Here is a 26121-nt window from a genome sequence, read left to right as displayed (position 1 = left end):
TTACACACGCTCCCTTATAACATTTTGTAAAAGCGTATGTAATATACGAAATAGTATAAAAAGCGGAACGTATAATATAACTAGACTCACTGTAAATATTTCTAATTTAGAATTTTCTTTTACAAATACAAACATTCCATATGTATTAAAAATCCATTCGATAATATATAAATTGGATAGCATAAATAAAATATTTGTTTTCGCATAGTAAATTGTCGTCAATAAAACATTCCTTGAAACATGATGTGTTAAAATATGCTGCAAACTTAGTCCTTTACTCTTCGCAAATATACTATAATCTTTCTCCATTTCTTCTTTAAAACGTAATAACAATAGTTTAATAAATAATAACGTTGTTGGTATTGTAAGACATATAATCGGTAACAATCGTACTCTCTCTTCTCCTAATCCAGCAAGTTTTATTGGCATAAAACCTGTTTTTTGAAAAACAATTACGACAAGAAGTTGTGATAATAAAATAAGTAATATATCCGGTATACTCTCTAGCGTAAGAAAAACTCCATTCCACATTTTTTGCTTCATATGAGAACGCTGCAATACCCAAACAACAAGTACATACGCTATAAGCAAAGATAGTAAAAAAGCTGATAGAAATACAATCATAGTTTCACTATAATGAATCCATATTTGTGGAAATAATTTCCTCGAGTCTCGAAATCCAAATGTAATTTCCCATGGTCGGAGTAACTTTCCTCCAATAAACACAATCGTGTTCCAAAAACCGATTAAATCAATTTGCAATCCCTTAAATAATCGAGGGAGCGCACCTAAACAGATTATACATAGAATTGCAGCTAATAATTGTAAACAAGTAATCCAACACCACTTAGCAGTTCGCATGAACATAACTATTACCCCTTACCATTCGATAGAATATCTAGAAACAAAAAGAGCTAAATATGTCACATCTCTTTAGCTACAACATGTACTCGCTTTTGCCCACTAGGTAAAATAGCTTGGTATAAACACGTAACAAAAAATAATAAACCAAATAAAATAATATACAAAGTATCCGCCTCAATCCATTTTGGGAATAACATAGCTATCGCTCCAAGAGATAACAATTGAAACCCTGTCGTTAATGGACTTAGCAAACTTTGAACACGCCCCATAAACGATTCTTCTACGATCTCATACATCCATCCTGATATTGCAACATTAATAAACGGTAAAAAGAATGTCGCTAAAGCGATACATACATAAAAAGTCCATACGTAATTTACAAAGTAACACATACCAAAGAAGACTCCTGAGCCTGCCATACCAAAAACTATAATAGATTTTGGCGCATATTTCTTACCTATACTCGTTGCTACTATGCTTCCAATTAGTAATGAAATCCCTCCAACTACACCGCCCACCATTGCTAAACTTTCATACGTTTCTGGAGCTAGTTTGTATTTTAATATGTAAGTAGTGGATACACTTAAAACACCATTTAATAATCCAAATACGATAAATCCTAAAAGTAATTTTTTTAAAGTTTCATTTTGGTATATATACCTAATCCCTTCTTTAAACTCTGTTATTAACATCTTCAAATTAACTTCTTTCCATTTTGTTCTACCATTTGGTAAACGAACTTTTTCTGGAATGGAGATTGTTTGAATCAAAATACCACTCATAATAAAAGTGAGCGTATTTACTAAAATGCTCCCGTAAATTCCAAAAGTCCAGTACACCATCGTTGCAATTCCTACACCAAACAAAGCATACAAACTATTTACCATTTGATTAATACCCGCTGCTGCACCGTATTGGTCTGATTCAACTACTCCCTGTATCATCGATTGTTCTGCTGGAGAGAAAAATTGTATACACGCATTTTCCAAAAATAAAAATATAAAGACAAGTATAATCATCCCGTAATAAAGCGAAATTAGGATTCCAATATTACAGAGCGAGCAACATATGTTACTTACTGTACATATACGTTGTCTATCAAATCGATCCACTACTGTCCCTACCAATAGAAAAAAGATTAATGCAGGTAATGCAATCATAATTTGTGTCATCGTTGCGTAAACTGGTTGTTTTCCGTATTGATCTAGCAAATAAAACATTAAAGAAATTCCAGCTATCATAGAACCGAGTCGCTCTAAAATATTTGCTAGAAAAAAACGTGCATACACTTTGTTGCGAAATAACTGTAGCATTTCTTTCATACTTCGTATCCTTTCTCTCGACAAAATAGTATTGTTTTAGTCATTTCTTGGAAGTTACATTATATTTTTCGACCATTATCCAATCTTTTCCTTCTTTATAAAAAACATAAAAAAAGAGCCCTTATTCTCAACACAAGGACTCTTTTCATAAACTATTTAGCTACCTCTTCTTTCGGCATTACCATACCTTTATAAAGTTGAACAGTTATCCAGTAATAAATGAAATAAATGACTAAGAAAATTCCTATTGGCACCCACACTTTCACAAACGGGTCAACTAATATAAAGCTAAATAAGTTAAGCCCTACTAAAACGTGAGAAATGCCAATGATCGCTGGGAAGATAAATAAATATGAAATTTCTTTATATATACTTTTCGTTAACATACTGCGTCTCACACCAATTTTTCGTAACATTTCATAACGGCGTACGTCGCGAGAAGCACCTGTTAATATTTTGAACATAAGGGAACTTGCCATCATTGCTAAAAAGGCAATTCCGAGGAAAAATCCCATAAACATTGTTCCGCTCATGAAGCTGTTCATAAACTGATAAATTGTCATTTTCGTAAATAAGTCTACCTTTTCACCTGTTGCTTTTTCAATTTGTGCTTTTTGTCTCTTGTCTATTTCGATCAATAACGGTTTATATTTTTTCATATCATCTACTTTTGCTAATATTACAGTGTGTTCTGTTCCTTGAATTCCTTTATAATGCTCTTCGTCTGCAATTCTTACTGGTTTTCCGCTAAATTGATTATGCGTAATTTGTATCTCTCTTACAACTGCGTCTTCCCAATCCTTTGGCATTTGAGGGAATTTTGCTAATTCAGGAGCCTCTAAAGCTGAATATACAGGTTCAGTTAAAGGCTCAGTCACACGTTTACGAACAGGCTCTTTTAACGTTTTTGTATCAAAATGGTCTGAAACAAGTGGTGGTTTCGCACTTAAGTCGTTACGTAAATAATAAACCGCTTCTCCATCTACTTTATAGTTGTACTTGCTTTCTTCAACAATTTCCATTTCTTTTAAGGCAGCTTTGTCTTGATCATTCGGATCATGAATTACAACATCATATACACGAGAAAAGTCTGTCATAATACCTACATTTTTTTGGAAAGCCATACCTGCCGTCATCGCACCTGCGCCTAATGCAATTAACATTGCTACAGTACCTAATACTCTCGATAAACTATTTACTCGAAAGCGTAGCTGTGCATATGTAAAACTATTTAGACCAGTTTCATTTCGTTTTTTATTCCCCTTAATTTTCATCACAAAAAATGGGAGTAATGAACTAAAGATAAAATATGTTCCAAGTGTTGTAACGATGGTTGCTATAATAAAACCTAATTCAGCATATATTTTTACATTGATCATAAAATAGTACCCTGTACTTACTAGTAATACACCAAGTACTGTCATTATAATAATGCGAGTTTTACTTTTCTTTACTTCATCTAGTGTTTCATCTTCACGAATTAACTCTAGTTCAGTTTTACGTAACAATCGGACACTGTTCATTAAGCCAGTAATGAAAAATAGTATTAAGAAGAAAATAGCTGTAACTAAAATTGCTGGTGTGTATACAGATGCATAACTACCTTTTGCTGAAATTTCCATTCCATTCATTAAAAAGTTTCCTGCTACACTTGCAAGTAACATCCCTACTAAAATACCGATAATAATACTGACAATACCCATACCGAATGTTTCAATAAATAATAACTGTGCTACTTTTTTCTTTTTTGCACCAAGCATCACGTACATACCGAGTTCTTTTCTTCTTAACGTGAGTAAGAAAGAGTTGGCATATATAATATAAAATACAGTAATGAAAGATAATAGTATTGCACCTACCCAAAAGACGAGTCTAATACTACTAATTAGGCTATTATCTTTCGTAAATTCACTATTCATCGCCATTGTTTGGAACATGTAGAAAATACTAATACTAATAACGAGGCCAATAAGTAAAACCATATAATCTTTTAACATCTTTTTCATACTATGACGTGATAATTTAAATAACATAGTTTCGCCCCCCTACTTAGACTCAGCAGCTGAGCCCATATGAGCGAGCACACCTAAAATGTCTTGATAGAAATTCTCTCGAGTGCCTTGACGATTTAATTCTTTATAAAGAAGACCATCTTGAATAAATAAAATACGCTCACAATAACTTGCACTAAATGCATCGTGTGTAACCATCAAAATACTTACATTATAATTTTCATGTAAATCTTGCATCGCTTCTAATAAACTTTTTGCATTTTTACTATCAAGCGCTCCTGTCGGTTCATCTGCTAATACAATTGCTGGATTATGTACTAAAGCTCTTGCCGCCGCTGTTCTTTGCTTTTGTCCCCCAGAAACAGCCGTCGGATATTTTGTTAAAATTTCAGTGATGCCTAATTTCTTCGCAACGTCATTTACCTTTCCAGTAATCTCACTTGATGGTACGCCTTGCAAAGAAAGTGGTAAAGCGATATTTTCATAAATTGATAAATTTTCTAGTAAGTTAAAATCTTGAAAGATAAAACCTAATTTTTGAGATCGAAAATCTGATAATGCATTACCTTTCATAGAAGTAATATTTGTACCAGCTATCGTCACACTACCACCTGTCGCCTGGTCAAGTGTACTTATCACATTAAGTAATGTCGTTTTTCCAGATCCAGAAGGCCCCATGATCCCGACAAATTCTCCTTCTTTAATACTTAACGATACGCCTCTTAATGCTTTTGACTGATTCTCATTTCTTTTCCCATACGTTTTTTCTACACTTTCTACAGTAACTACATTTGTTGACATCTCTTTCACTCCATCCCTTTTGTATAAAATCAATTTCTCACATATTTCTTATTATTTTGTCATGTAAATTCTTAAGAATTTTTTAATTATTCATCCAATAAGAGTTACACCCTTAACATGAACCTATTTCCTACTTCATATTCTCATTTTTCTACAACTCGTTCCCTCGATTTCGCTTACATTTACCTTACATTTTTGTAAGATAAAAAAGAAAACACACTAATTTCTAATAGTGTGTTTTCTTTACAATCAATATTTTCTATTCTTTATTTCTTCTTCAATACTTGCCACAAATACATCTAGCGCAACAACTTCTGACTTCTCTTCTCCATATTTACGTACATTTACAGCTCCGTTTTCCATTTCCTTATCCCCAATAACAAGAATATACGGTACTTTTTGCATTTGTGCTTCTCTTATTTTATATCCTAATTTTTCATCTCGTGCATCCTCTTCAACACGAACTCCAGCTTGTGCTAATTTATGTGCAATCTCATTGGCATATTGTTCATGTACTGCATTTAAAACTGGAATTACTTTCACTTGAACTGGTGCCACCCATGCCGGGAACGCCCCTCCAAAGTGCTCAATTAATATTGCTAAGAAGCGATCTAATGACCCTAAAACTGCCCTGTGAATAACAACTGGTCTTTTCTTTTCATTATTTTCATCTATATAATTTAAATCAAATTTCTCTGGCATTTGGAAATCAAGCTGGATTGTTCCGCACTGGTGACTTCTATTTAAAGCATCTTTAATATGAAAATCAATTTTCGGCCCGTAAAATGCACCGTCACCTTCATTTAGTCTATATTTATAATTTAGCGATTGTAATACATTTTCTAATGCTGCTTCTGCTTGCTCCCATAATTTATCGTCACCCATTGAATCTTCTGGACGAGTAGAAAGCTCTACTTCATATTCGAATCCAAAAGTTTTATATACGTAATCAATTTGCGCCATTACGGATTTGATTTCATTTTCAATTTGTTTTGGAGTTACAAATAAATGTGCATCATCTTGGCAGAAAGTACGTACTCTTAATAATCCGTTTAACGCACCACTAAATTCATGGCGATGTACTTGACCGAATTCACACATACGAATCGGTAATTCACGATAAGAATGCAATTTATTTTTAAACATAAGCATGTGCCCTGGGCAGTTCATCGGTTTTAATGCAAAACTTTTATTATCTACTTCAGAGAAATACATATTATCTTTATAATGTCCCCAGTGCCCTGATCTCTCCCATACTTCTTGGTTCATCATGAACGGAGTGCGTACTTCTTGATAATTGTACTCTTTTTGAATTCCTCTTAAAAATGCTTCCAATTCGTTACGAATCATTTGTCCTTTCGGTAAATAAAACGGCATTCCCGGAGCCTCTTCAGAAAACATAAATAACTCAAGCTCATTGCCTAACTTACGATGATTTCTTTTTGCTGCTTCTTCAACGAAATGTAAATACTCTTCTAATTCTTTTTGAGAAGAGAATGCAACACCATATATGCGCTGAAGCACTTGGTTATTACTATCACCTCGCCAATATGCACCGGAAACGTGAGTTAATTGAAATGCTTTCAAATAACCTGTTGATGGTAAATGTGGCCCTCTACATAAATCTACAAATTCACCTTGTTTATATAGTGTTACACTTTCCCCACTAGGAATTGCTTCTAAAAGTTCTAATTTCAAGCGATCGTTCATTTCTTGAAAAAGTTTTGCTGCTTCTTCTCGAGAAACCTCAACTCGTTCTATCTTTATATTTTCATTTATAATCTTTTTCATTTCTTTTTCGATTTTTCGTAAATCTTCTATGTTTACACTACTTGGAAGATCCATATCATAATAAAATCCATTTTCAATAACAGGCCCTACCCCAAGATTTATATCACCATACATTCTTTTTACAGCTTGCGCTAAAATATGTGCCGCAGAGTGTCTTGCAATTTCTACACCTTCATTTGAATCTATAGTAATGATTTCTACTTCCGCATTTTCTTCAATATTTCGGCGTAAATCATATAATCCATCATTTACTTTCCCCGCGACTGCTTTCTTTTTCAAACTACTACTAATAGATCCCGCAATTTCTTCTAAAGTAATTCCTTTTCCAAATTCTTTCACGCTACCATCTGGAAATTTAATTTCAATCATTTGTTCTTTCATTTTTCATCTCTCCATTTCATAATAAAAAGCACACTCATCCCTAAAATAGGGACGAGCGTGCTTATACCCGTGGTTCCACCCAGATTCCCATCACAAAATGCAATGGCTTCTTTTACGGTAACGTCGTTTATACGGCACTAGATACTTAATTTCCCCAGTGCAGCTCTAAGGTGGTAAGTTATTTTTCTGCGTTAGGAAGTTCTCAGCTTTCCTTCCTTCTCTGTATAACCGGGTAAAATAACTCGTGTCCTTTTCTTCGCTTATTATGAAATTGAATGCAAAAAAGCATATTCATCCCTAAATATAGGGACGAATATGCTTATATCCGTGGTTCCACCCAGATTCCCATCACAAAAAACATAATGGCTTCTTTTGCGATAACGTCGCATACACGGCACTAGATACTTAATTTCCCTAGTGCAGCTCTAAGGTGGTAAGTTATTTTTCTGCGTTAGGAAGTTCTCAGCTCTCCTTCCTTCTCTGTATAACCGGGTAAAATAACTCGTGTCCTTTTCTTTGCTTTTTGTAAAACATCCATTTATTGTTATTTAATATATCTTATTCATTTTATTTTTGCAAGTGTTTAAAAAAATTATTTATTTAATTAAAAAAGTGAAACCAAATTTTTTTGGTTTCACTTCACAATTTTACCAATCTTGTGGTTCGTAATTTAAGTCTGCAAATAGACGTCTTTTCTCTTTCTTCGTTAAATCTCTCCACTGCCCAACTGGTAAATTATTCAATTCGATATTCATAATTCTCGTACGTTTTAACGTGTATACTTGATAACCTAAAGCTTCACACATACGGCGAATTTGACGATTTAGCCCTTGTGTTAAAATAATTTGGAACTCATATTTTGATAACTGTGTAACCTCACAAGGAAGCGTTTTTGTTCCTAAAATTTTAACACCCGCTGCCATTTTCTCTAAGAAATCAGGTGTAATTGGCTTATCTACTGAAACGATATATTCTTTCTCATGTTTGTTTTCAGCACGTAAAATTTCATTAACAATATCACCATCATTCGTTAATAAAATTAAACCGTCTGAGTCTTTATCAAGACGTCCAATGTGACTAATTCGTAAAGGATGGTTCACTAAATCGATAATATTACCTTTTACAGCTTTTTCACTCGTACATGTAATACCTACTGGTTTATTTAAAGCGATATATACGTGATCTCGAGCAATTCGAAGCTGCTCTCCATTTACTCGTACATCATCACCTGGGTTCACTTGGTCACCAATTTTTGCAACCTTACCGTTAATAATTACTCTTCTCTCATTAATTAGTTTATCCGCTCCACGTCGAGACGCTTTTCCAGCTTCACTAATAAATTTATTGATACGCAAATTAGGCACATCCTTTTCTAAAAAAATTTCAAGCTCACACTGCTTCTACCGTACAATACAAAAGGGTAAGCCTCCTATTATAACTTAAATATATTAACATGAAAGGGTATATAACGTCTTCTATTAATTAGTTGTTTATAAGAAAATATCGTTATTATACAATCATTTATGCACTTTTTCATCGTTTAATATACAAGCCATTCTTCCTTACATACAGCTTGTTTTCCTTGTATCTTTTCTATCTCTTCATGAATATTAGCTAATTTATATAAATCTGGGAAAATCTCTTCCACATAATGTTGGTGCGCTATTTCATCTTTCCAATACGTTAACACTATGTAACGATTTTCATTTTTTAAAGACTTCCCAACTACTCCACCTAGCATTCCTTTTGCTTTTTCCATTCCTTTATTCCAAATTGTTTCTTGCTTATGTAAAAAATACTTTTCCTTTTCCAACTTTACATCACATATAGCAACTCTTACGAATGCCCCCTCTATTACAACGTCTTTCAAATGCATATCAGTTATATCATACAACGTTTGAAATAATTCAATTTCACATGAAAGAAACGTATCCTCTTGATTACTATTTAAATAAATTGTATCGTGAGCTCCATTCATAAATGATTGATATACACTTCTATCTTCCCATAAAGTAAATACACATGCCTCATCTTCATTCCATCCACCAAATTGTCCATGAAAACCCTCTAGGTGTTGTATATCACGCCATTTTTCTTGCGCACTGGAAAACAATTCTTTTTTCTCTTCTTCCACCTTACAGTAGATTGTTTTTAGTAACATTTTTAATTCCCCCTTATGATTCGATCCATTTCCCACTCGCCATACTTTCTATTTTTCCATATACACAAACGTTAATTTATTTTGTTATCAACTCCATTACTTATTCAAAGTTTGATGCCCTCCGTAAATGTTGTAAGTTGATTATTGGAATACTTACCGTGTAAAAATACATCTAAAATATAAAAATTAAAATCTCTTGCTTTCTTACCCTGTTTATAGTTTACATAACGTTATTATGTATTACCGATTATCTATATCATTCAATAAAACATATTATTTTATACTATACGCATAATAATTTTAATTCAAACAATTCAGAATTAAAATCCAAAAAAGATAGAAAGTAAACAATCTTACATTATCATCTACTCCCTATCTCTTTTATCATCAATTATTTTTCAAACAAATAATACGTAATTTCTCCTGGATAATGTAATACAGTTACCTTCCGCTCCCCCTTTTTAAAACTAACAGTATGCCCGTTTTCCCCTAAGTTCTCCCATCCACTCGCCTTTGTAATTGGCATTACACTTATATATTGATAATCCTCTTCCTTATCATCGTTAATATGAATTGCTGACATTGGTACTGGAAAACCTTTAATTTTAGATTCTTTATTCATAAATATGAATGCAATTACACCAACTAATAACATAGCCATTGAAATACTTGAAACTAGTTTTCTTCTATTCATTTTCACTAAAAACCCTCTTTTCTCACATATAACTTTCATCATTTTACTAACTTTAATTATTTATGTATAGAAAAGATATAATTTAAATCATTTCCAACCTATTTTCTCTACTCCAAACAACATTATTGTTATATATTATAATTATAAGTTTTTAAATTTTGGAGGCGTTACATATTGCAGAAATTACTTTTTACTAAATGGACAGTTATTATTTCTATTTTCATCATTTTCGGTACAATTTTCTACGTTACTAATGTTAAAAATAACAACGAAAAAGCACCTGTAGAAACAGCGGATACAAAAACTTTCAAAACGAAATTACAACCTAAAATTAATGAATTGACTACTAATTATAATGAAATCATTGAAAAAGATTGGTTGCCTGCCTGGGAAGAGATTAACACGAATGGAGATTCAGTAGATCGAAATAAACTATTAGTTACAATGAATGCCGTTTCCAAGCAGTATGAAACAATTATGAACGAAATAGACACACTTAAAATTGAAGAAAACATCACAGATATAGATATACAAAAACAACTAATTCAATTCACAACTCAGTTTAAATCCGCATCAAATTTCATGAAAAATGCAGCAAATTTGATTATAGACGGAACAAATAACTCTATTCCAACCAATGAAACTATTGAAAAAACAAAACAAGCTTTAGGACTTGCGGATCAACATATTGTCATCGCTTTATCTACTTTAAATGAAGTTGAAGATAAATTAGGACTTACAAAAAAATAAAACTATTTACTATTTTAAAATAAAAAATGATTGCAATTCACAATTTGTATGTCTATAATATTTTTATTGATTTACAATCAATGTGTTTATAAATTTTATAATTCGGATGAACCATTCAGGAGAAGGTCTATTGATCTACCGACGGGGCAAAAAGTTGTTATACCAACTTTGAAACTCTCAGGTCTTGGTTACAAGTAGAACTGCATGGGGACGAATCTCTGGAGAGACTCCCTCTCGCTTTTATAGAGCGCGGAGGAAAACGAGCACCGAAGGAGCAAATCCGCTACTTTAGCGGATAATCTCTCAGGTAAAAGGACAGAGACAAGCGAAAGAAAAAGCCGATTGTATCGGTTTATTTTTCTATCCCTTGTTTCTCCAGAGACCATTTCATTTACTTGAAGTGGTTTTTATTTTTTCTAAAAAAGGAGAATAAAGATGGAGACAGTAAGTAAAGTATTAGAACAACTAAATCAATACGTGTGGGGATTACCAACTTTGTTGCTACTCGTTGGAACTGGTGTCATTCTCACAATGCGTTTGAAAGGTTTACAGTTTAGTAAACTATTATACGCTCACAAACTAGCGTTTAAAAAATCAGAAGATACTTCTTCTTCTGGAGATATTAGTCACTTCCAAGCACTCATGACAGCTATGGCCGCAACGATTGGTATGGGAAATATAGCCGGTGTTGCAACAGCTGTCACTATAGGTGGACCTGGTGCAATATTTTGGATGTGGATTACCGCATTGTTCGGTATGGCAACAAAGTATGCTGAAGCAATACTTGCAGTGAAATACCGTGTTAGTAATGAAAATGGTGAATATTCAGGTGGGCCAATGTATTATTTAGAACGTGGTTTGGGTAAGAAATGGCTAGCAGTATTATTCGCTATATTCGGTACAACTGCTTCTTTCGGTATTGGTAATATGGTGCAATCTAATTCAGTTGCAGAGGCAATGCGAATTAATTTCTCTTTCCCTCCTGCTTTAACTGGTATACTAATGGCATTTTTAATCGCAATTGTTATTTTAGGCGGTGTAAAAAAAATCGGGAAAGTGACGGGATATGTCGTTCCTATTAAAGCTTTCTTTTATATAATTGCTGGTCTTATAATTATTTTCTATCACTACGACCAAATTCCTGAAGCATTTTCACTTATTTTTTCTGGTGCATTTAATGGTACAGCAGCTGCTGGTGGTTTTATTGGGTCAACAGTTGCATCAGCTATTCAAATTGGAATGGCGCGTGGTGTATTTGCGAACGAAGCTGGTTTAGGGAGTGCACCAATTGCTGCTGCGGCTGCAAAAACTGATTCACCTGCAAAACAAGCTTTAGTTTCAATGACTGGTACTTTTCTAGATACGTTTATTGTATGTACAATTACAGGACTAGTATTAATTACTACAGGTGCTTGGAAATCTGGTAAAACTGGCGTTGAAGCTACAACACTTGCATTCCAATCTGTATTTGGTACTGCTGGTAGTATGATTCTCGGTATCGCAATTATTTTATTTGCCTACTCTACTATTTTAGGCTGGTCGTATTATGGAGAAAAATGTGTAGCTTATTTATTCGGAGAAAGTGCTGTTAAATATTATAAAGCAATCTTTATCGTCATGATTGCAATTGGTGCTAATTTAAAGCTAGGAATCGTATGGACATTTGCTGATATTGCAAATGGACTTATGGCCATTCCAAACTTAATTGGTCTAATTGGATTAAGTAGTATTGTTGTTGCTGAAACGAATCGCTTTTTACAAGCAGAGAAATTGAAAGAAAATAATAAAAAACAGGCAAGCTAATCTATGAAAAAAGGAATGACTCATACATGATGAGCATTCCTTTTTTCATCCCCTCTTTTACTTAATTACTATCATTAAAAATATATTTATATCAATGTTTACTCCTTTTTATTCCTCCAAAAGTTTTTCACATAAATGTCATAAATCGTATGGTCTAACTATATAGTTGAAAAGGAATGCGACATTAAAGTGTCGCTGAAAAACTCATCCAAGAAAAGGGAGGAAAAATCTTTTGAAAAACAAAATCATTGTTTTCCTATCTGTTTTATCATTTATTATTGGTGGTTTCTTCTTTAACACAAATACTTCAAGCGCTGAAACATCATCTACTGATTACGTTCCTAACCAATTAATCGTTAAGTTCAAGCAAAATGCATCTTTAAGTAATGTGCAATCTTTTCATAAATCTGTCGGAGCTAATGTCTTATCTAAAGATGATAAGTTAGGTTTTGAAGTCGTACAATTTTCAAAGGGTACTGTAAAAGAAAAAATAAAGAGTTATAAAAATAATCCAGATGTAGAATATGCAGAACCGAATTATTACGTTCACGCCTTTTGGACTCCAAACGACCCATATTTTAAAAATCAATATGGATTACAAAAGATTCAAGCTCCACAAGCTTGGGATAGCCAACGAAGTGATCCTGGTGTAAAAGTAGCTATTATTGATACAGGAGTTCAAGGTTCACATCCTGATTTGGCTTCGAAAGTAATTTACGGGCATGATTATGTTGATAACGACAATACATCTGATGATGGTAATGGTCATGGTACACATTGCGCTGGAATTACTGGAGCACTTACGAATAACAGTGTCGGAATTGCTGGTGTTGCCCCACAAACTTCAATTTATGCTGTCCGCGTATTAGATAATCAAGGAAGTGGTACTCTTGATGCTGTAGCGCAAGGTATTCGAGAAGCTGCTGATTCGGGTGCAAAAGTAATTAGTTTAAGTTTAGGAGCTCCAAATGGTGGTACTGCATTACAACAAGCCGTTCAATATGCATGGAATAAAGGCTCTGTTATAGTTGCAGCTGCTGGAAATGCTGGAAATACAAAAGCTAATTACCCTGCTTATTACAGCGAAGTAATTGCAGTTGGTTCTACAGATCAATCAGATAGAAAATCTTCATTTTCTACTTATGGTAGCTGGGTAGATGTTGCAGCACCAGGTTCAAATATATATTCAACATATAAAGGAAGCACGTATCAATCATTAAGTGGTACATCTATGGCAACACCTCATGTTGCAGGAGTCGCTGCTCTTTTAGCAAATCAAGGATATAGTAATACACAAATTCGCCAAATTATTGAGTCAACTTCTGATAAAATTAGTGGTACAGGTACGTACTGGAAAAACGGTAGAGTCAATGCATATAAGGCTGTACAATACGCTAAGCAATTACAAGAAAATAAAGCTTCTTAAGAAAACTTTAATCAGTCGATCTACCATGAATGCGGAATAAAATAGAAGGAGAGACTTCTATAATTAAAGCCTCTCCTTCTTACAAACTATATTACTCTCCCTGCTTTTTAACCATATGTAAATACAGTACAAAATCCATCATTGTCGACGAATGACCAAGTTGACGGATCATCGCTGTTATATTTCCTCTATGATATGTACCATGATTTACGACATGTTGCACTAATTCTAAAATCGAAGTTTCTAATTTCCCTACATATGGATTCTCAATAACAAATACAGCATTCACATCTTGTATTGTAATTAAAAAATCTTTATATTGATTTGCCATGTTTTCAAACATTTTTTCTAATTCATGTAACGATTTAGTTTCAATTTGTTTTCGTAAATCTTCTCGGTCTTGTATTGCTTCATTCATACTTTTACCATGCAATATATGTAACCACACTTGATCTGTAATATAAATATGCACAAAAGTATCCTTAATGGATGGAAATACACTCTGTATCTGCTCCTTAAAAATGGTCTCATAGTTTGGTAACTCTTTTAATCGATTGAATAATCTTGTATTAGCCCAAGCATGATAATCACACTGTTTTAATATATAATCTTTCAATTTATATTACCTCCTTATTGTATGAAACGAATGGTTTGTTTCTTCATTTCTGATTCTCTATCAGCCTTTGCAATCCCTTTTTCTTTCATTTCATGCTTATTTATCGTTTTATATTTTACATACGTATAAAATTCCGTTTGAAATGGAAATGGTGTAATCCGAATTGTTTCCTCATCCACCCATTCAGCTTGAATAAGTTTCTCCTCTTTACTATTAAACATTTCTGTTCCTTCAAAACCATCTTTAAATAAATCAATTTCATCTTTCTTTTTGACACCAGGCTTATTCATACATACGTATAAAGAAAGTTCATCACAAAACTTTAATAATCTATAATGTTTATCGAACATCGCAAACTGTTCCTTTGTTAACGTTTTCAAGATTCTTTTTTGTCGTTCTAATTCATGTTTATAAAATGACATCATCTCTTCATCTTCCTCGTTTAGTGGAAATGATAAAAAATGTTTACTACAAAGCAATGCCCCGTATGGATTAGAATTTTCAATTTCATTCAAACCAATCGTATAAAAAACAAAACGTAATGGGCTTGGACAATCCATAAATGTATATGGAATATTTTTAGCATCATTTAAAATTGGTACTTTATCAAGCTCTATCCATCCTCTGTCATGCTCATATATTGCATCAACTGTTTCTTTTAAATATGTTTTACCTTCAAAAAAGTGTTCTTTTATATGCTTTGCAATCTCTCCAGCTAAAAAACCATGATCATGTTGACGAATTAATATACTTTCCTTCTCATTTTTTTCACGAAAAATCATTCGTATACTCCCCCTCATCCTCATACTAAAGCTTTTTATATGCATCGATTCTTAATTAATCCCCAAATAATAGAAGGGATTCAGTCTCTTGCAACGAAATTAACATAATTATATAGTATTCTTTCTAATCATAGTGATAGCTTTATCTTTACTATCTATTATACTAAAACATTCATTCCAAAAATTTTTTTATGAGGTGAAAACATGAACAAAACAGAATTAATTAAAAACGTAGCACAATCAGCTGATATTTCTCAAAAGGACGCTTCTGCAGCTGTACAATCCGTATTTGACACAATTGCTAATGCATTACAATCTGGCGATAAAGTTCAATTAATCGGATTTGGAACTTTTGAAGTGCGCGAAAGATCTGCTCGTACAGGACGTAATCCGCAAACTGGCGAAGAAATTCAAATCGCAGCTGGTAAAGTTCCTGCATTTAAAGCAGGTAAAGAATTAAAAGAAGCTGTTAAATAAACAAGAAACCAGCCATTTTATAGGCTGGTTTCTTGTTTTTATTTAAGCAATTGCTTTATATTCTCTGCATGATACACTTCACAAATATAAAATACACATTTGCAGTTACTGACAATTTGATACTTTCTAGTTGGATACACATTCGCTGTAACAGAACATCCATCAAACAATTCGATAATATTTCCAGATGGCTGATATCCTTCATATAATACGTTTCTTCTTACTTCCATCTTTTCTATAAGCTTTTCAACAGGAATATTTCCACTCTCTAATTCACTCTTTATTGCGTCCGGTAAAAACGAAGTGTCTGCAAAAATTAGATTTTCAGATAACACCTTGCCTTTATAACTAACATTAGATACACGGTAAAGAAATGTTCCATCTTTATCAAAGAAATTCTTTGCTTCTTTCGGAATGTACTGTCTACCAAGTGCCTCTTGTTCAAGAACATCAAACTGAACTGTATCATTTAAAAGCTTTTCTAAAGCATGAATGGATGATGTATCTCCAGAAAATAAAATATTTTTAATTGCTTGTATGTTATAAGTGAATTCATTCTTTCTATTTTCCGCCACTAACATGAGGAACACCTCTTCTATAATTTTTTTATTTAAGATTTAAAAGTGCTACCGCGTCTAATTGCGTAATTTCAGTCACTTCCTTACTGAATACTGCAACAGAAGCCATATAATCTAAACTAGGCCTTACATCTTCCATCATTGTATTATCTGCCAACTCTTGCTTATCTTTAAAAACTAACAATTTTGGAGGAGTATTTGGAGCTGATACTGTAATATGTACTGGTGGAATCAATAGTCCTTCGCCTGTCGCTTTCAGCACCGCTTCTTTTCGAGTCCAATATGTTAAAAAACCTTCTATTTTCTGTTCATTTGGTAGTTTCATAACTTGCACTATTTCAATGTCTGTTAATACACCTTCTGCCATTTTCATAACATCTACATTTGGATTCATTTGTTCTACATCTATGCCAACAGGTGCAGATTTTGTAAATGCAACGACAACCCACTCACCTGAATGCGAAACAGATAATTGCGGCATACCTTCTGGTAATTGTGGTCTACCATGTTGCAATTTACATACTGAGCACATTCGATCAATTGGTACTTGGACTGGTGACATAGAAAGTATTTTGCCGAGAACTAATCTACTAATTACGCAACCTATTATAAAACGAGCTCGATCTGCCGAATGATGATACGAATTTGCTTTCTCTCGCTCTATATCATTTAGTAAATTGTAATGCCATGATTGTAAATCTGAAATTCTTGCCCACCATATTTGACAATCATTCTCATTCAAAGTTGGAACAGAATCTGCAACTTTACTTTCTATCATGTAAACTCTCCTTTATTCAACGAATATCAATTTTCATAAAAAAGCATACGTATATTGTTATTCATTGACGAGTGCTTTCTCTTTTTTTGATACAGATAATGTTTTTTCTTTCTTATTTGACATTACCTCTTTATCGGAAATACGTAAAGAAAATAGTAGTGCTATGAGCAAAAATATTGCTGATCCAATTAATGCTGCTTGATATGGTAAAAAATCGGATTGAACGTTATTACTTCCAAAACCAGCTAGTATACTAGCTAAAACAGCTACTCCTATCGCTGAACCTAATCGATTTTGCACATTGAATATAGTAGTCGCTCTCCCCATGGAAGGCGGCGTGATATTGTTAAAGGCAGAAAATTGAACCGCACCGACAGATTGACCTAAGAAAATACCGATACCAAACAATAATGCCCGAATTTGCCACGGATTCGTATCGTGATTTACAAAACTTAATAAAACAAAGATAATCGCCGTACAAATTAATCCTATAGAAATTACCTTTCGAACTCCTAATTTCTTATATGACCATGGCACAATTTGTGAAGAAATCATTAATCCAATCGCCTCTGGAAATGTCGTAAGTCCTGATTCTAGCGCGGAAACTCCTATCACATTTTGATACATAAGTGGAAAAACAAATAACATTCCTAGTAAACCAGCTGATGAAAATAATGATATAAGGCTCATCTTTCTAAAGACTGGTTCTTTTAATAAGCGTAAATCTAACATTGGTTGCTTTACTTTCAGTTCTACGATTATAAACAATGTAATGAATACAACCCCAGCTATCCCAGTACTCATAATTTCTGGAGAAATCCACCCTTTTGATGGTCCCTGGCTGAGTGCATATATGAGCATCGCAAATCCTGGTGCTGATAAAATAAAGCCGAGAGAATCAAAGCGACCAGCTGATTTTTCAACATGCTCTCCTAAAAATAGAAGTCCAAAGAGCAATGCAACGATTCCAAACGGTAGATTAATATAAAATGCCCAACGCCAAGACATTTGATCTACAAAGAAACCACCGATGATAGGACCAATTGCTGGTGCTACAGCAATTGGAAGTACAATGAACCGAGAAATCTTCGGTCTTTCCTCTGGTGAAAATGTTCGAAATAACATCGCCATTCCGACCGGTGTTAAAAGCCCTCCACCAGCACCTTGAATAATACGGAAAATATTCAATGAAGTAATATCGTTAGCCATTCCGCATAAAGCAGAGGCAATTGTAAATACGAAAAGAGCAATTAAAAATACTCTTTTCGTACCAAATCGATCTCCTAACCAACCAGAAATCGGAAGGAAAACAGCTAAACTAACTAAATACCCAACATTAACCGTCCCCATTGCAGATGGAGGTACTTGTAGTTCTTTACTTATCGTTTGTAGTGCTACATTTACAATCGTTGCATCCATCGCAGCCATAAACATCGCAGTTATATAAACGATACTTACGACTACTTTTGGATTTAGTTTTGCTTTCATTATCGTTTTCCTGCTAATGTTTTTTCACGAATTTGATTACTTTTTGGATTCAAATCTTTCCAGTTATATTCAACATATTCTAAGCAACTCTGCCTACTAGCTTCTTCATATACGACACTCCAGCCAATAGGTACATCGAGAAAAGCAGGCCAGAGAGAATACTGGCCCTCCTCATTTATTAATACTTTATATGTGTAATTATCATTTTCAAATGGATTCGTCATACTCTACTTACCCCTTTCTTATTCTGCAAATATTTCGCTAATACTTGTCCAATTTCCGTAAGTGGACCTGGCTGACATAAATCTTTATGTCTACAGTCAATATCATGCTGCACAATTTGCCCATCTAAATAATTTAGCCACGTATTTGGAGAAATAGGATCAAACCAGTCTGGTATAACAGTAGATCTAAAGAATAAGATGTCTCCGTTATAAACTTTCGGTACATATTTCCCTAACAACCCTACTGAATTTACATATGTTTCTTTCAAGTTCAATATAGTCTCTTCTTCAAGACTTGCTAATGCACTTCCATCTTTACGAAGGATTTCAACTGCACTTTCCATTGTAAGTGGTTTACCATCCATGTTATCTGGGTCATATCCGCCTAAAGCGAGTAATGCGATTAACGCTTCCTCTTCAGTAGGCGCTTCCGTATTCGGTAAGAAGTGTCCAGGATAAGAATCAAGCATAACGAGTAATTCTACTTCTTCCCCTTCATTTTGTAGTTGCGCCGCCATTGCATGCACAACATTTCCTCCAAGCGACCAACCTAATAAACGATATGGTCCATGAGGCTGTACTTCGCGAACGTGTTTCAAGTAATCCGCCGCCATCTCCTCTAAACTTTTTGGAAGTTCTTCATTTTTAGCGATACCACGTGCTTGTACACCATAGATTGGATAATCTGTTCCTAAAGATTTCATAAGTCCTGCATAGCACCAACTTAATCCACCTGCTGGATGTACACAAAATAGTGGTAATTGCTCCCCGCTTGCTCGTAATGGAAGCAACACATCAAGTGCACTTTGACCATTCCCCATCTCAAGTCTTTCAGCTAACCCTGCAACAGTCGGTGCTGCAAATAAAGTACCAATGTTTAGTTCCACTCCAAGCGCCTCTTTAATGCGGCTCATAAGCTGCACTGCAAGGAGTGAATGGCCACCAAGATCAAAGAATCCGTCATCAATTCCAATTTGAGGTACACTTAGCACTTCTGTAAACAAGTCACATAACATTTCTTCTTGCGGTGTTCTTGGACCACGACTAGAAGATGATGCGATAAATTCTGGAGCTGGCAATGCCTTTCTATCTAACTTACCGTTTGGAGTTAAAGGTAACTCATTTACTACTACAAAAGCGTATGGAACCATATAATCTGGTAAACTACCACTAGCAAACTGACGCATTTCATTCGTATCAATCGCTTCATTATTTGATGCAACGATATAAGAAACTAACCGTTTATCCCCTGGTTGATCTTCCCGTACAATAACGGCTACTTGCTCAACTTTAGGGTGCTTCATTATGACTGCTTCTATTTCTCCTAATTCAATTCGGAATCCACGAATTTTTATTTGATGATCTGCACGTCCTATATAATCTAGCGTCCCATCTTTACGCCAGCGAGCTAAGTCTCCTGTACGATACATTCTTGTACCTGGCTTGCCAAATGGATCTGCGATAAAGCGTTCAGCCGTTAATCCTGCTCTTCCTAAATATCCACGCGCAAGCCCTGCACCTGCAACATACATTTCTCCAACTACTCCAGGTGGCACTGGTTGTAAATAGTTGTCTAACACATACACTTTAAGGTCAGGTATACTGCACCCAATTAAACTATTTGCTCGTAAAGAGACGATAGTTTCATCTAATTCAATATAACTAACATGTACTGTCGTCTCCGTAATACCGTACATATTAATAAGCTTTGGTGCGTTATGAGGATGTCGACTATACCAATCTTCTAAGCGACTTAGCTCAAGTGCTTCTCCTCCAAAAACAACATATCGTAAAGATAATTTTTGGCCAATCTCTTCATTTTCACGATCTGCTTGCATCAATTGATAGAACGCTGATGGAGTTTGGTTTAAAACCGTAACCTTTTCTTTAACAAGAAGCTGTAAAAATTCTTTCGGTGAGCGACTTACAGTATGTGGCACTACAACTAAACGCCCTCCGTATAATAAAGGTCCCCAAATTTCCCAAACCGAGAAATCAAAAGCGTATGAATGGAACATCGTCCAAACATCGTTTCCGTCAAACTGGAACCAATGATCAGTTGCTCCTAAAAGTCTTACTACATTTTGATGAGGTATCATAACGCCTTTCGGTCTACCCGTTGAGCCTGACGTATAAATAACGTAAGCAATATGTGATGGAGATAATGGCTTAATTCGTTCCACTTCATCAATATTGTCATCACTATATTTCTCAACTTCTGCTATTACTTTCACATCATCAACTAAAACTTTTAGTGCCTCATCACATTCAATTTCCACTTCTGAATTCGTTAAAACACATGATGGTTTCGCATCGTGTAGCATAAATGAAATGCGGTCTGCTGGGTAATCTGGATCTAACGGAAGGTATCCGGCACCAGCTTTAAGAACAGCTAATAAGCTTACAACCATGTTTAATGATCTTGGCATCGCTAAAGCAACGAGTTGATCAGGACCAATCCCTTTTGCTATTAGGAATCGAGCTATTTTATTTGCTTTTCTATTTAACTCTTCATAAGTTAATTTCTTATTTTCAAAGACAACAGCTATAGAATTTGGATTTATATGAGCCTGCTTTTCAAACAATTGTGGCAATGTCATTTCTGGTGCAATTTGAAAACCACCATTCCACTTTTCTAACACTGTATTTTTCTCTGCTACAGTTAATATTTCTAATCTGCCAATTGATTGATCCGGATTTGTAGCTGCATCATCTAATAACAAAATGAATCGTTCTATTAGTTTTTGAACCGTTTCACGTTTATATAAATCGGTACTAAACTCTAGTAATCCATATAAACCGTTCGGAGTACCATCAACCTCGTTACTCTCACTAATTTCAAATGTTAAATCAAATTTTGCAGAACCAACGCTTTGAATTTCAAGGCTCGCTTCTAAATCTGGTGCATTAAACGTTGCTTCTGGTGTATTTTGAAAAGCTAACATAACTTGAAACAACGGGTGGCTGTTTCGAGTACGTACTGGATTTAACACTTCAACAAGCCTTTCAAATGGAACATCTTGATTTTCATAAGCTGCAAGATTTACCTGCTTCACTCTATTTAATAATTCTTTAAAACTTGGATCTCCTGACGTATTTGTACGTAACACTAATGTATTTACAAATAAACCAACGATATCTGAAAGTACATCATCATTTCTTCCAGCAATCGGACTTCCAATTGGTATATCAGTGCCTGCACCTAATCTTGTAAATAGTGCACTAAGCCCTGCTTGCAATACCATAAACAAACTAACTCCATTTTTACGTGCAAGCTCTACTAACCTACTATGCATACCTTCATCTATATGAAAATGAATTGTTTCCCCGCGGTAACTCGTCTCAATTGGACGCTGGAAATCTGTAGGTAACTCCATTTGGTCTGGTAAACCTTTAAGTTCTTCTTTCCAAAAATCTAATTGTGTTGAAATAAGACTCTCTGGTGTCGTTTCATCACCTAGCAATTGCTGTTGCCAAAGTGCATAATCTGCGTATTGAACTGGTAGTGTCTCCAGCTGAACTCTGTCACCTTGACATCGTGCTTTATACGCCGCTGTAAAATCTCTCGTTAACGGCTGTAATGACCAGCCATCACCTACAATATGATGTAATAAAATTAATAATACATGTTCGTTTTCACTCACTGTAAAAAGTTGCAAACGAACTGCCGGCTCAATATCGAGGTTAAAGCTATATCTTACCGCCTCTGAAAGTACACTTTCTAATTCATCTTTACATGTATTAGTTATAACCATTTCTAGATTTAAATTTTCCATATCTAAAATTTTCTGATAGGAACTACCTAATACGTTAGGGAAAATTGTTCTAAGTGTTTCATGTTTCTCAACTACATCATAAAAAGCACCTTGTAATGCTTCCCGATTCAATATTCCATTCATACGAATGACTAGCGGAATATTATAAGTAGGACTTGGACCTTCTAAACAATTTAAGAACCATAACCTGCGCTGTGCAAATGAAAGTGGAACTTCATTTGGCCTACTTGCTTTCTGAATAGCTGGTCTTGCGCTTTTTGCATGGTTTAATTGTTTCGCCAGTTCGGCAACAGTTGGTGATTCAAATAGTTTCCCAATTCCTAATTCCACACTTAACGTTTCACGAATTCTTGCCATTAAACGAGATGCGAGAAGTGAATGTCCACCCATTTCAAAGAAATTATCATCAATGCTAATTCGAGAAACACCAAGTACTTCTGCAAATAAATCACATAATATTTCTTCTTTCGGATTTCTAGCAACTCTCTCGTTGTTCATTCCATTAAAATCAGGAGCAGGTAATTTCTTTCTGTCAACCTTACCATTTGGCGTTAATGGTAATTCTTCTAGCACAACAAATGCCGATGGTATCATATAATTCGCTAAACTTTCTGAAACATAAGAACGAATTTCTGAAAGATTAATCGGTTCCTTTTCTTCTGCAATGATATACGCAATGATGCGTTTATCATTTGCACGATCTTCTCGTACCATTACTACCGCTTGTTGAATATTTTCATGTCGTTGTAATACCGTTTCAATTTCAGCTAATTCAATTCGGAATCCACGAATTTTAATTTGATGATCTGCGCGACTAATGTACTCTAACGCACCATCACTACGCCATTTCACAAGATCTCCTGTACGGTACATGCGCTTCCCTGATTCTCCATAAGGATTTGCAACAAACCGTTCAGCTGTTAACTCAGGTTTTCCTAAATATCCGCTTGCAAGTCCTTCCCCTGCAATATATAATTCACCAATAATTCCAGGTGGAACTGGTTGTAGCCCTGCATCCAATACATACACTTCTGTATTGCAAATTGGCTTTCCAATAGGTGGTATACCCTTTTCACCTTCATCAATGTTCATGAAAGTAGACCAAATCGTCGTTTCAGTTGGTCCATATAAATTAGTTATTGAACAACCTAATTCTTTTAATTTATTTGCTAAATGCGCTGGGAGAGCTTCACCACCAACAAGTATATTTAGCCCTTGTAGCTTCTCTGGATAATCAGTTACTAACGCCTGCCAAAGCGTCGGTGTAGCCTGCATAATTGTCACTCTTTCTTCTTGTAAAAGTGTCGTTAATGCTGATGGCTCTTGTATGTCTTCTTTTTGCGCAATTGTTAAACTTGCACCACTAATAAGAGGTAAATAAATTTCTAGAGCAGAAATATCAAACGCAAACGTTGTAACTGCTAATAAATGATCATTTTCATTTAATGAAAACTTTTGCTGCATAGCCATTAAAAAGTTACTTAAACCTCTCATAGGAACAATTACACCTTTTGGGTTTCCTGTTGAGCCTGAAGTATATATTGTATAGGCTGGGTTTAAAAGTGATACATCATTCTTACATGCTATATTCATACGAGAATATGTATGTAACGCTAGTTTCGTTTCTTCGTCATCTAATACAATTTTTTTCATATCCTTTTCTATAACTAACTTAGATGAAACAGATGAATGTGTTATGATACAAACTGGTTTTGCATCATTTACTATATAATTAACTCTTTCTGCTGGGTATTCTGGATCTATTGGTAAATACGCTGCACCAGCCTTTAAGACTGCTAGCATACTAACTACCATTTCTATTGATCTAGGGAATACTAAAGCTACAAACTGATTTGGTCGTATTCCTTCTTCTACTAAATAATGTGCTAGTTCATTCGCTCGTTCATTTAGCTCTTTATACGTAAGGATTACACCGTCACAAGTAATCGCTAGTTTATTTGGATTTTTTTGCACTTGTTTTTCAAATGATATAGGTAAACTGATTAACTCATCGTCTTCCTTCGTTTCATTCCATTCCAATAAAACTTTATGATTTTCTTCAGGCAGAGTAATGTTTATTTTTCCAATCGGCTCGTTTTTCTCATAATTATTTATTACTAATTCAAATAGATTCATAAATCTTTCTTTATGCAATGCTAGCTCTGCGCCATTATATACTTCGGGATTCGCATCAAAATGAATCATTAGCTCATTTTGATCAAAACGTTTATATACATTTATCGATAAATCATCTACAGGTCCTGCTGATAAGTTATGCGTAATACCACGATTTCCAGCAAAATTAAGCCCGTAATCAAAAGGCATAACATTCACTAACGGTCCAAACAACCTTTGATTTTCACCTAGTAACTTTAAGTCTCTTCTTAATTCCTCATGACGGTATTTATGATGGTGACGTACATCTCGGATTTCTTTAGAAACTTGCTGCAATAATTCCGCAAGAGTTATATTTGGAGTTACTGTAATACGAAGTGGAACTAAATTCATTACCATACTTGGTGTATGAATAGATACAGAACCTAGACGTCCCATCATCGGTAAACCTAAAACAATATCATTTTCACCTGTTAATTTATGCATATAAATACTTGTTACAGCCACAATGAATTCCGGCCAACTTGTTAACGAAATATTGATATCTTCTAGTAAAGTTTTCGTGCTAGAACTAGATAAATAAGCTGTTTCTCGTGAAAATCCATTTGATGTTCTCGGTGCTCGTTCTGCCAAACTTACAACTTCTGGGGCATCTGCAAACTTTTCTAACCAAAAAGTACGATTTTCCTGAAATTGTTTAGACTCACGATACTCGATATCTTCTTGCACGACTTTTGCAAGAGAACCAAATGGCTTTTCACTCTTGTTTGTTTCTTCTATAAGTGATGTATACTCATTCGCTACCTTTTGGCTAAGAAGTGAAAATCCATAGCCATCCATCACAATGTGATGGATGCGCTGATACCAAAAGAAACGATTATTTTCAACTTGAATAAGTGCTTCAGTAAATAATGTATCTTTTTTCAAATTGACTGGTATAGATAAATCATTTTTCATCCATACTTTAGCAGCTTCTTCAGGGTTTTCTTCTTTCCGAGCGTCAATAAAATGCATATGAAACTGTGATTCTTCAATAACTTGCCATGGGCCAATTTCATCCTCTTCGAAGCGAACGTGAAGTGCTTCTGCTTCCATTACAACTTTACGTACAGCTAATTCAAAAATGTCTTGATGAATATTCCCGTTTATTTCTACATATTCCCCAGTATTATATATCGGATTAAGCGGATCTAATTGTTGCGCAAACCACATACCAGACTGCGCAGATGATAACGAATGACGAATCTTTTGACTGTTAGGCATTCTTTACTACCCCTTTATT

19 protein-coding genes, 1 riboswitch and 2 other annotated features are annotated in these 26121 nt (G+C 34.5%); of the genes, 4 read left to right on the top strand and 15 right to left on the bottom strand.

Going from position 1 to position 26121, the window contains the following annotated elements; all coding sequences use genetic code 11:
* The 8 genes from AC1Q8M_RS07685 to AC1Q8M_RS07650 all read right to left on the bottom strand — a co-directional run bounded on the left by AC1Q8M_RS07685 (position 1) and on the right by AC1Q8M_RS07650 (position 10068).
* Positions 1-867, bottom strand: coding sequence for an ABC transporter permease subunit (locus AC1Q8M_RS07685; RefSeq protein WP_000481000.1), 867 nt, complete (start codon positions 865-867; stop codon positions 1-3).
* 56 nt (positions 868-923) lie between these two features.
* Entirely contained in the window at positions 924-2195 is a 1272-nt protein-coding gene (locus AC1Q8M_RS07680) for an MFS transporter (RefSeq protein WP_254904529.1), read from the bottom strand.
* A 143-nt stretch (positions 2196-2338) separates the two neighbouring features.
* Entirely contained in the window at positions 2339-4219 is a 1881-nt protein-coding gene (locus AC1Q8M_RS07675) for an FtsX-like permease family protein (protein ID WP_098361411.1), read from the bottom strand.
* Positions 4220-4231: 12 nt separating this feature from the next.
* On the bottom strand, positions 4232-4999 hold the full coding sequence (locus AC1Q8M_RS07670; RefSeq protein WP_492334129.1) for an ABC transporter ATP-binding protein: 768 nt from the start codon (positions 4997-4999) through the stop codon (positions 4232-4234).
* A gap of 249 nt (positions 5000-5248) precedes the next feature.
* Positions 5249-7171, bottom strand: a complete 1923-nt coding sequence (thrS, locus tag AC1Q8M_RS07665; RefSeq protein WP_492334128.1) for a threonine--tRNA ligase — start codon at positions 7169-7171, stop codon at positions 5249-5251.
* Between the two features lie 44 nt (positions 7172-7215).
* Positions 7216-7437, bottom strand: a binding site (T-box leader).
* 36 nt (positions 7438-7473) lie between these two features.
* Positions 7474-7697, bottom strand: a binding site (T-box leader).
* Positions 7698-7818: 121 nt separating this feature from the next.
* Positions 7819-8526 carry a 23S rRNA pseudouridine(2604) synthase RluF gene (gene rluF, locus AC1Q8M_RS07660; RefSeq protein ID WP_001222162.1) on the bottom strand — a complete coding sequence of 236 codons (708 nt, stop codon included), beginning with the start codon at positions 8524-8526 and terminating at the stop codon, positions 7819-7821.
* Positions 8527-8711: 185 nt separating this feature from the next.
* Entirely contained in the window at positions 8712-9332 is a 621-nt protein-coding gene (locus tag AC1Q8M_RS07655; RefSeq protein WP_098361412.1) for a YdbC family protein, read from the bottom strand.
* 391 nt (positions 9333-9723) lie between these two features.
* Complete coding sequence (locus AC1Q8M_RS07650; RefSeq protein WP_003278183.1) at positions 9724-10068, bottom strand: hypothetical protein; 345 nt, start codon at positions 10066-10068, stop codon at positions 9724-9726.
* Positions 10069-10200: 132 nt separating this feature from the next.
* Here AC1Q8M_RS07650 and AC1Q8M_RS07645 point away from each other — a divergent pair, with 132 nt between their 5' ends.
* The 3 genes from AC1Q8M_RS07645 to AC1Q8M_RS07635 all read left to right on the top strand — a co-directional run bounded on the left by AC1Q8M_RS07645 (position 10201) and on the right by AC1Q8M_RS07635 (position 14005).
* A complete protein-coding gene (locus tag AC1Q8M_RS07645; protein ID WP_001170865.1) occupies positions 10201-10776 on the top strand; it encodes a hypothetical protein in 576 nt (191 codons plus the stop codon).
* A 208-nt stretch (positions 10777-10984) separates the two neighbouring features.
* Positions 10985-11105, top strand: a riboswitch (glycine riboswitch).
* 106 nt (positions 11106-11211) lie between these two features.
* The gene (locus AC1Q8M_RS07640; RefSeq protein WP_016512868.1) at positions 11212-12579 is read left to right on the top strand and encodes an alanine/glycine:cation symporter family protein; all 1368 of its coding nucleotides are present in this window, start codon (positions 11212-11214) and stop codon (positions 12577-12579) included.
* 232 nt (positions 12580-12811) lie between these two features.
* Positions 12812-14005, top strand: a complete 1194-nt coding sequence (locus AC1Q8M_RS07635) for a S8 family peptidase (RefSeq protein ID WP_000790932.1) — start codon at positions 12812-12814, stop codon at positions 14003-14005.
* A gap of 91 nt (positions 14006-14096) precedes the next feature.
* On the opposite strand, the gene AC1Q8M_RS07630 is transcribed toward AC1Q8M_RS07635, so the two are convergent.
* On the bottom strand, positions 14097-14621 hold the full coding sequence (locus AC1Q8M_RS07630) for a DinB family protein (RefSeq protein WP_000656263.1): 525 nt from the start codon (positions 14619-14621) through the stop codon (positions 14097-14099).
* 14 nt (positions 14622-14635) lie between these two features.
* Positions 14636-15403 (bottom strand): DUF3891 family protein, encoded by a 768-nt coding sequence (locus tag AC1Q8M_RS07625; RefSeq protein WP_000577301.1) that lies wholly within the window; start codon positions 15401-15403, stop codon positions 14636-14638.
* Between the two features lie 204 nt (positions 15404-15607).
* Between AC1Q8M_RS07625 and AC1Q8M_RS07620 the strand changes: the two genes are divergently transcribed.
* Positions 15608-15880 carry an HU family DNA-binding protein gene (locus AC1Q8M_RS07620; protein WP_001043905.1) on the top strand — a complete coding sequence of 91 codons (273 nt, stop codon included), beginning with the start codon at positions 15608-15610 and terminating at the stop codon, positions 15878-15880.
* A 38-nt stretch (positions 15881-15918) separates the two neighbouring features.
* On the opposite strand, the gene AC1Q8M_RS07615 is transcribed toward AC1Q8M_RS07620, so the two are convergent.
* Genes AC1Q8M_RS07615 through AC1Q8M_RS07595 form a run of 5 tightly spaced genes read right to left on the bottom strand, consistent with a single transcriptional unit; the run spans position 15919 to position 26102 of the window.
* Positions 15919-16461, bottom strand: coding sequence for a hypothetical protein (locus AC1Q8M_RS07615; protein ID WP_000959120.1), 543 nt, complete (start codon positions 16459-16461; stop codon positions 15919-15921).
* Between the two features lie 25 nt (positions 16462-16486).
* On the bottom strand, positions 16487-17236 hold the full coding sequence (sfp, locus tag AC1Q8M_RS07610; RefSeq protein ID WP_000572987.1) for a 4'-phosphopantetheinyl transferase Sfp: 750 nt from the start codon (positions 17234-17236) through the stop codon (positions 16487-16489).
* A gap of 57 nt (positions 17237-17293) precedes the next feature.
* Entirely contained in the window at positions 17294-18724 is a 1431-nt protein-coding gene (locus tag AC1Q8M_RS07605) for an MDR family MFS transporter (RefSeq protein ID WP_098855542.1), read from the bottom strand.
* A complete protein-coding gene (locus AC1Q8M_RS07600) occupies positions 18724-18948 on the bottom strand; it encodes an MbtH family protein (protein ID WP_097821724.1) in 225 nt (74 codons plus the stop codon). Before AC1Q8M_RS07600 ends, AC1Q8M_RS07605 begins: the two co-directional genes overlap by 1 nt.
* The gene (locus tag AC1Q8M_RS07595; protein ID WP_001133889.1) at positions 18945-26102 is read right to left on the bottom strand and encodes a non-ribosomal peptide synthetase; all 7158 of its coding nucleotides are present in this window, start codon (positions 26100-26102) and stop codon (positions 18945-18947) included. The genes AC1Q8M_RS07600 and AC1Q8M_RS07595 overlap by 4 nt, the downstream gene beginning before the upstream one ends.
* Positions 26103-26121 lie beyond the last annotated feature (19 nt).

This window comes from Bacillus sp. GW823-FHT06A10 (assembly GCF_058795375.1).
Note: the sequence above shows the minus strand (reverse complement) of the source record. Positions and strands in the feature narration are given on the sequence as shown.

Coding starts and splice junctions, on each gene's coding strand:
- AC1Q8M_RS07650 (WP_003278183.1), bottom strand. CDS start 10,068: ATGATGAAAGTTATATGTGAGAAAAGAGGGTTTTTAGTGAAAATGAAT.
- AC1Q8M_RS07675 (WP_098361411.1), bottom strand. CDS start 4,219: ATGTTATTTAAATTATCACGTCATAGTATGAAAAAGATGTTAAAAGAT.
- AC1Q8M_RS07600 (WP_097821724.1), bottom strand. CDS start 18,948: ATGACGAATCCATTTGAAAATGATAATTACACATATAAAGTATTAATA.
- AC1Q8M_RS07615 (WP_000959120.1), bottom strand. CDS start 16,461: ATGTTAGTGGCGGAAAATAGAAAGAATGAATTCACTTATAACATACAA.
- AC1Q8M_RS07655 (WP_098361412.1), bottom strand. CDS start 9,332: ATGTTACTAAAAACAATCTACTGTAAGGTGGAAGAAGAGAAAAAAGAA.
- AC1Q8M_RS07605 (WP_098855542.1), bottom strand. CDS start 18,724: ATGAAAGCAAAACTAAATCCAAAAGTAGTCGTAAGTATCGTTTATATA.
- AC1Q8M_RS07620 (WP_001043905.1), top strand. CDS start 15,608: ATGAACAAAACAGAATTAATTAAAAACGTAGCACAATCAGCTGATATT.
- thrS (WP_492334128.1), bottom strand. CDS start 7,171: ATGAAAGAACAAATGATTGAAATTAAATTTCCAGATGGTAGCGTGAAA.
- AC1Q8M_RS07625 (WP_000577301.1), bottom strand. CDS start 15,403: ATGATTTTTCGTGAAAAAAATGAGAAGGAAAGTATATTAATTCGTCAA.
- AC1Q8M_RS07685 (WP_000481000.1), bottom strand. CDS start 867: ATGTTCATGCGAACTGCTAAGTGGTGTTGGATTACTTGTTTACAATTA.
- AC1Q8M_RS07595 (WP_001133889.1), bottom strand. CDS start 26,102: ATGCCTAACAGTCAAAAGATTCGTCATTCGTTATCATCTGCGCAGTCT.
- sfp (WP_000572987.1), bottom strand. CDS start 17,236: ATGATAGAAAGTAAAGTTGCAGATTCTGTTCCAACTTTGAATGAGAAT.
- AC1Q8M_RS07670 (WP_492334129.1), bottom strand. CDS start 4,999: ATGTCAACAAATGTAGTTACTGTAGAAAGTGTAGAAAAAACGTATGGG.
- AC1Q8M_RS07640 (WP_016512868.1), top strand. CDS start 11,212: ATGGAGACAGTAAGTAAAGTATTAGAACAACTAAATCAATACGTGTGG.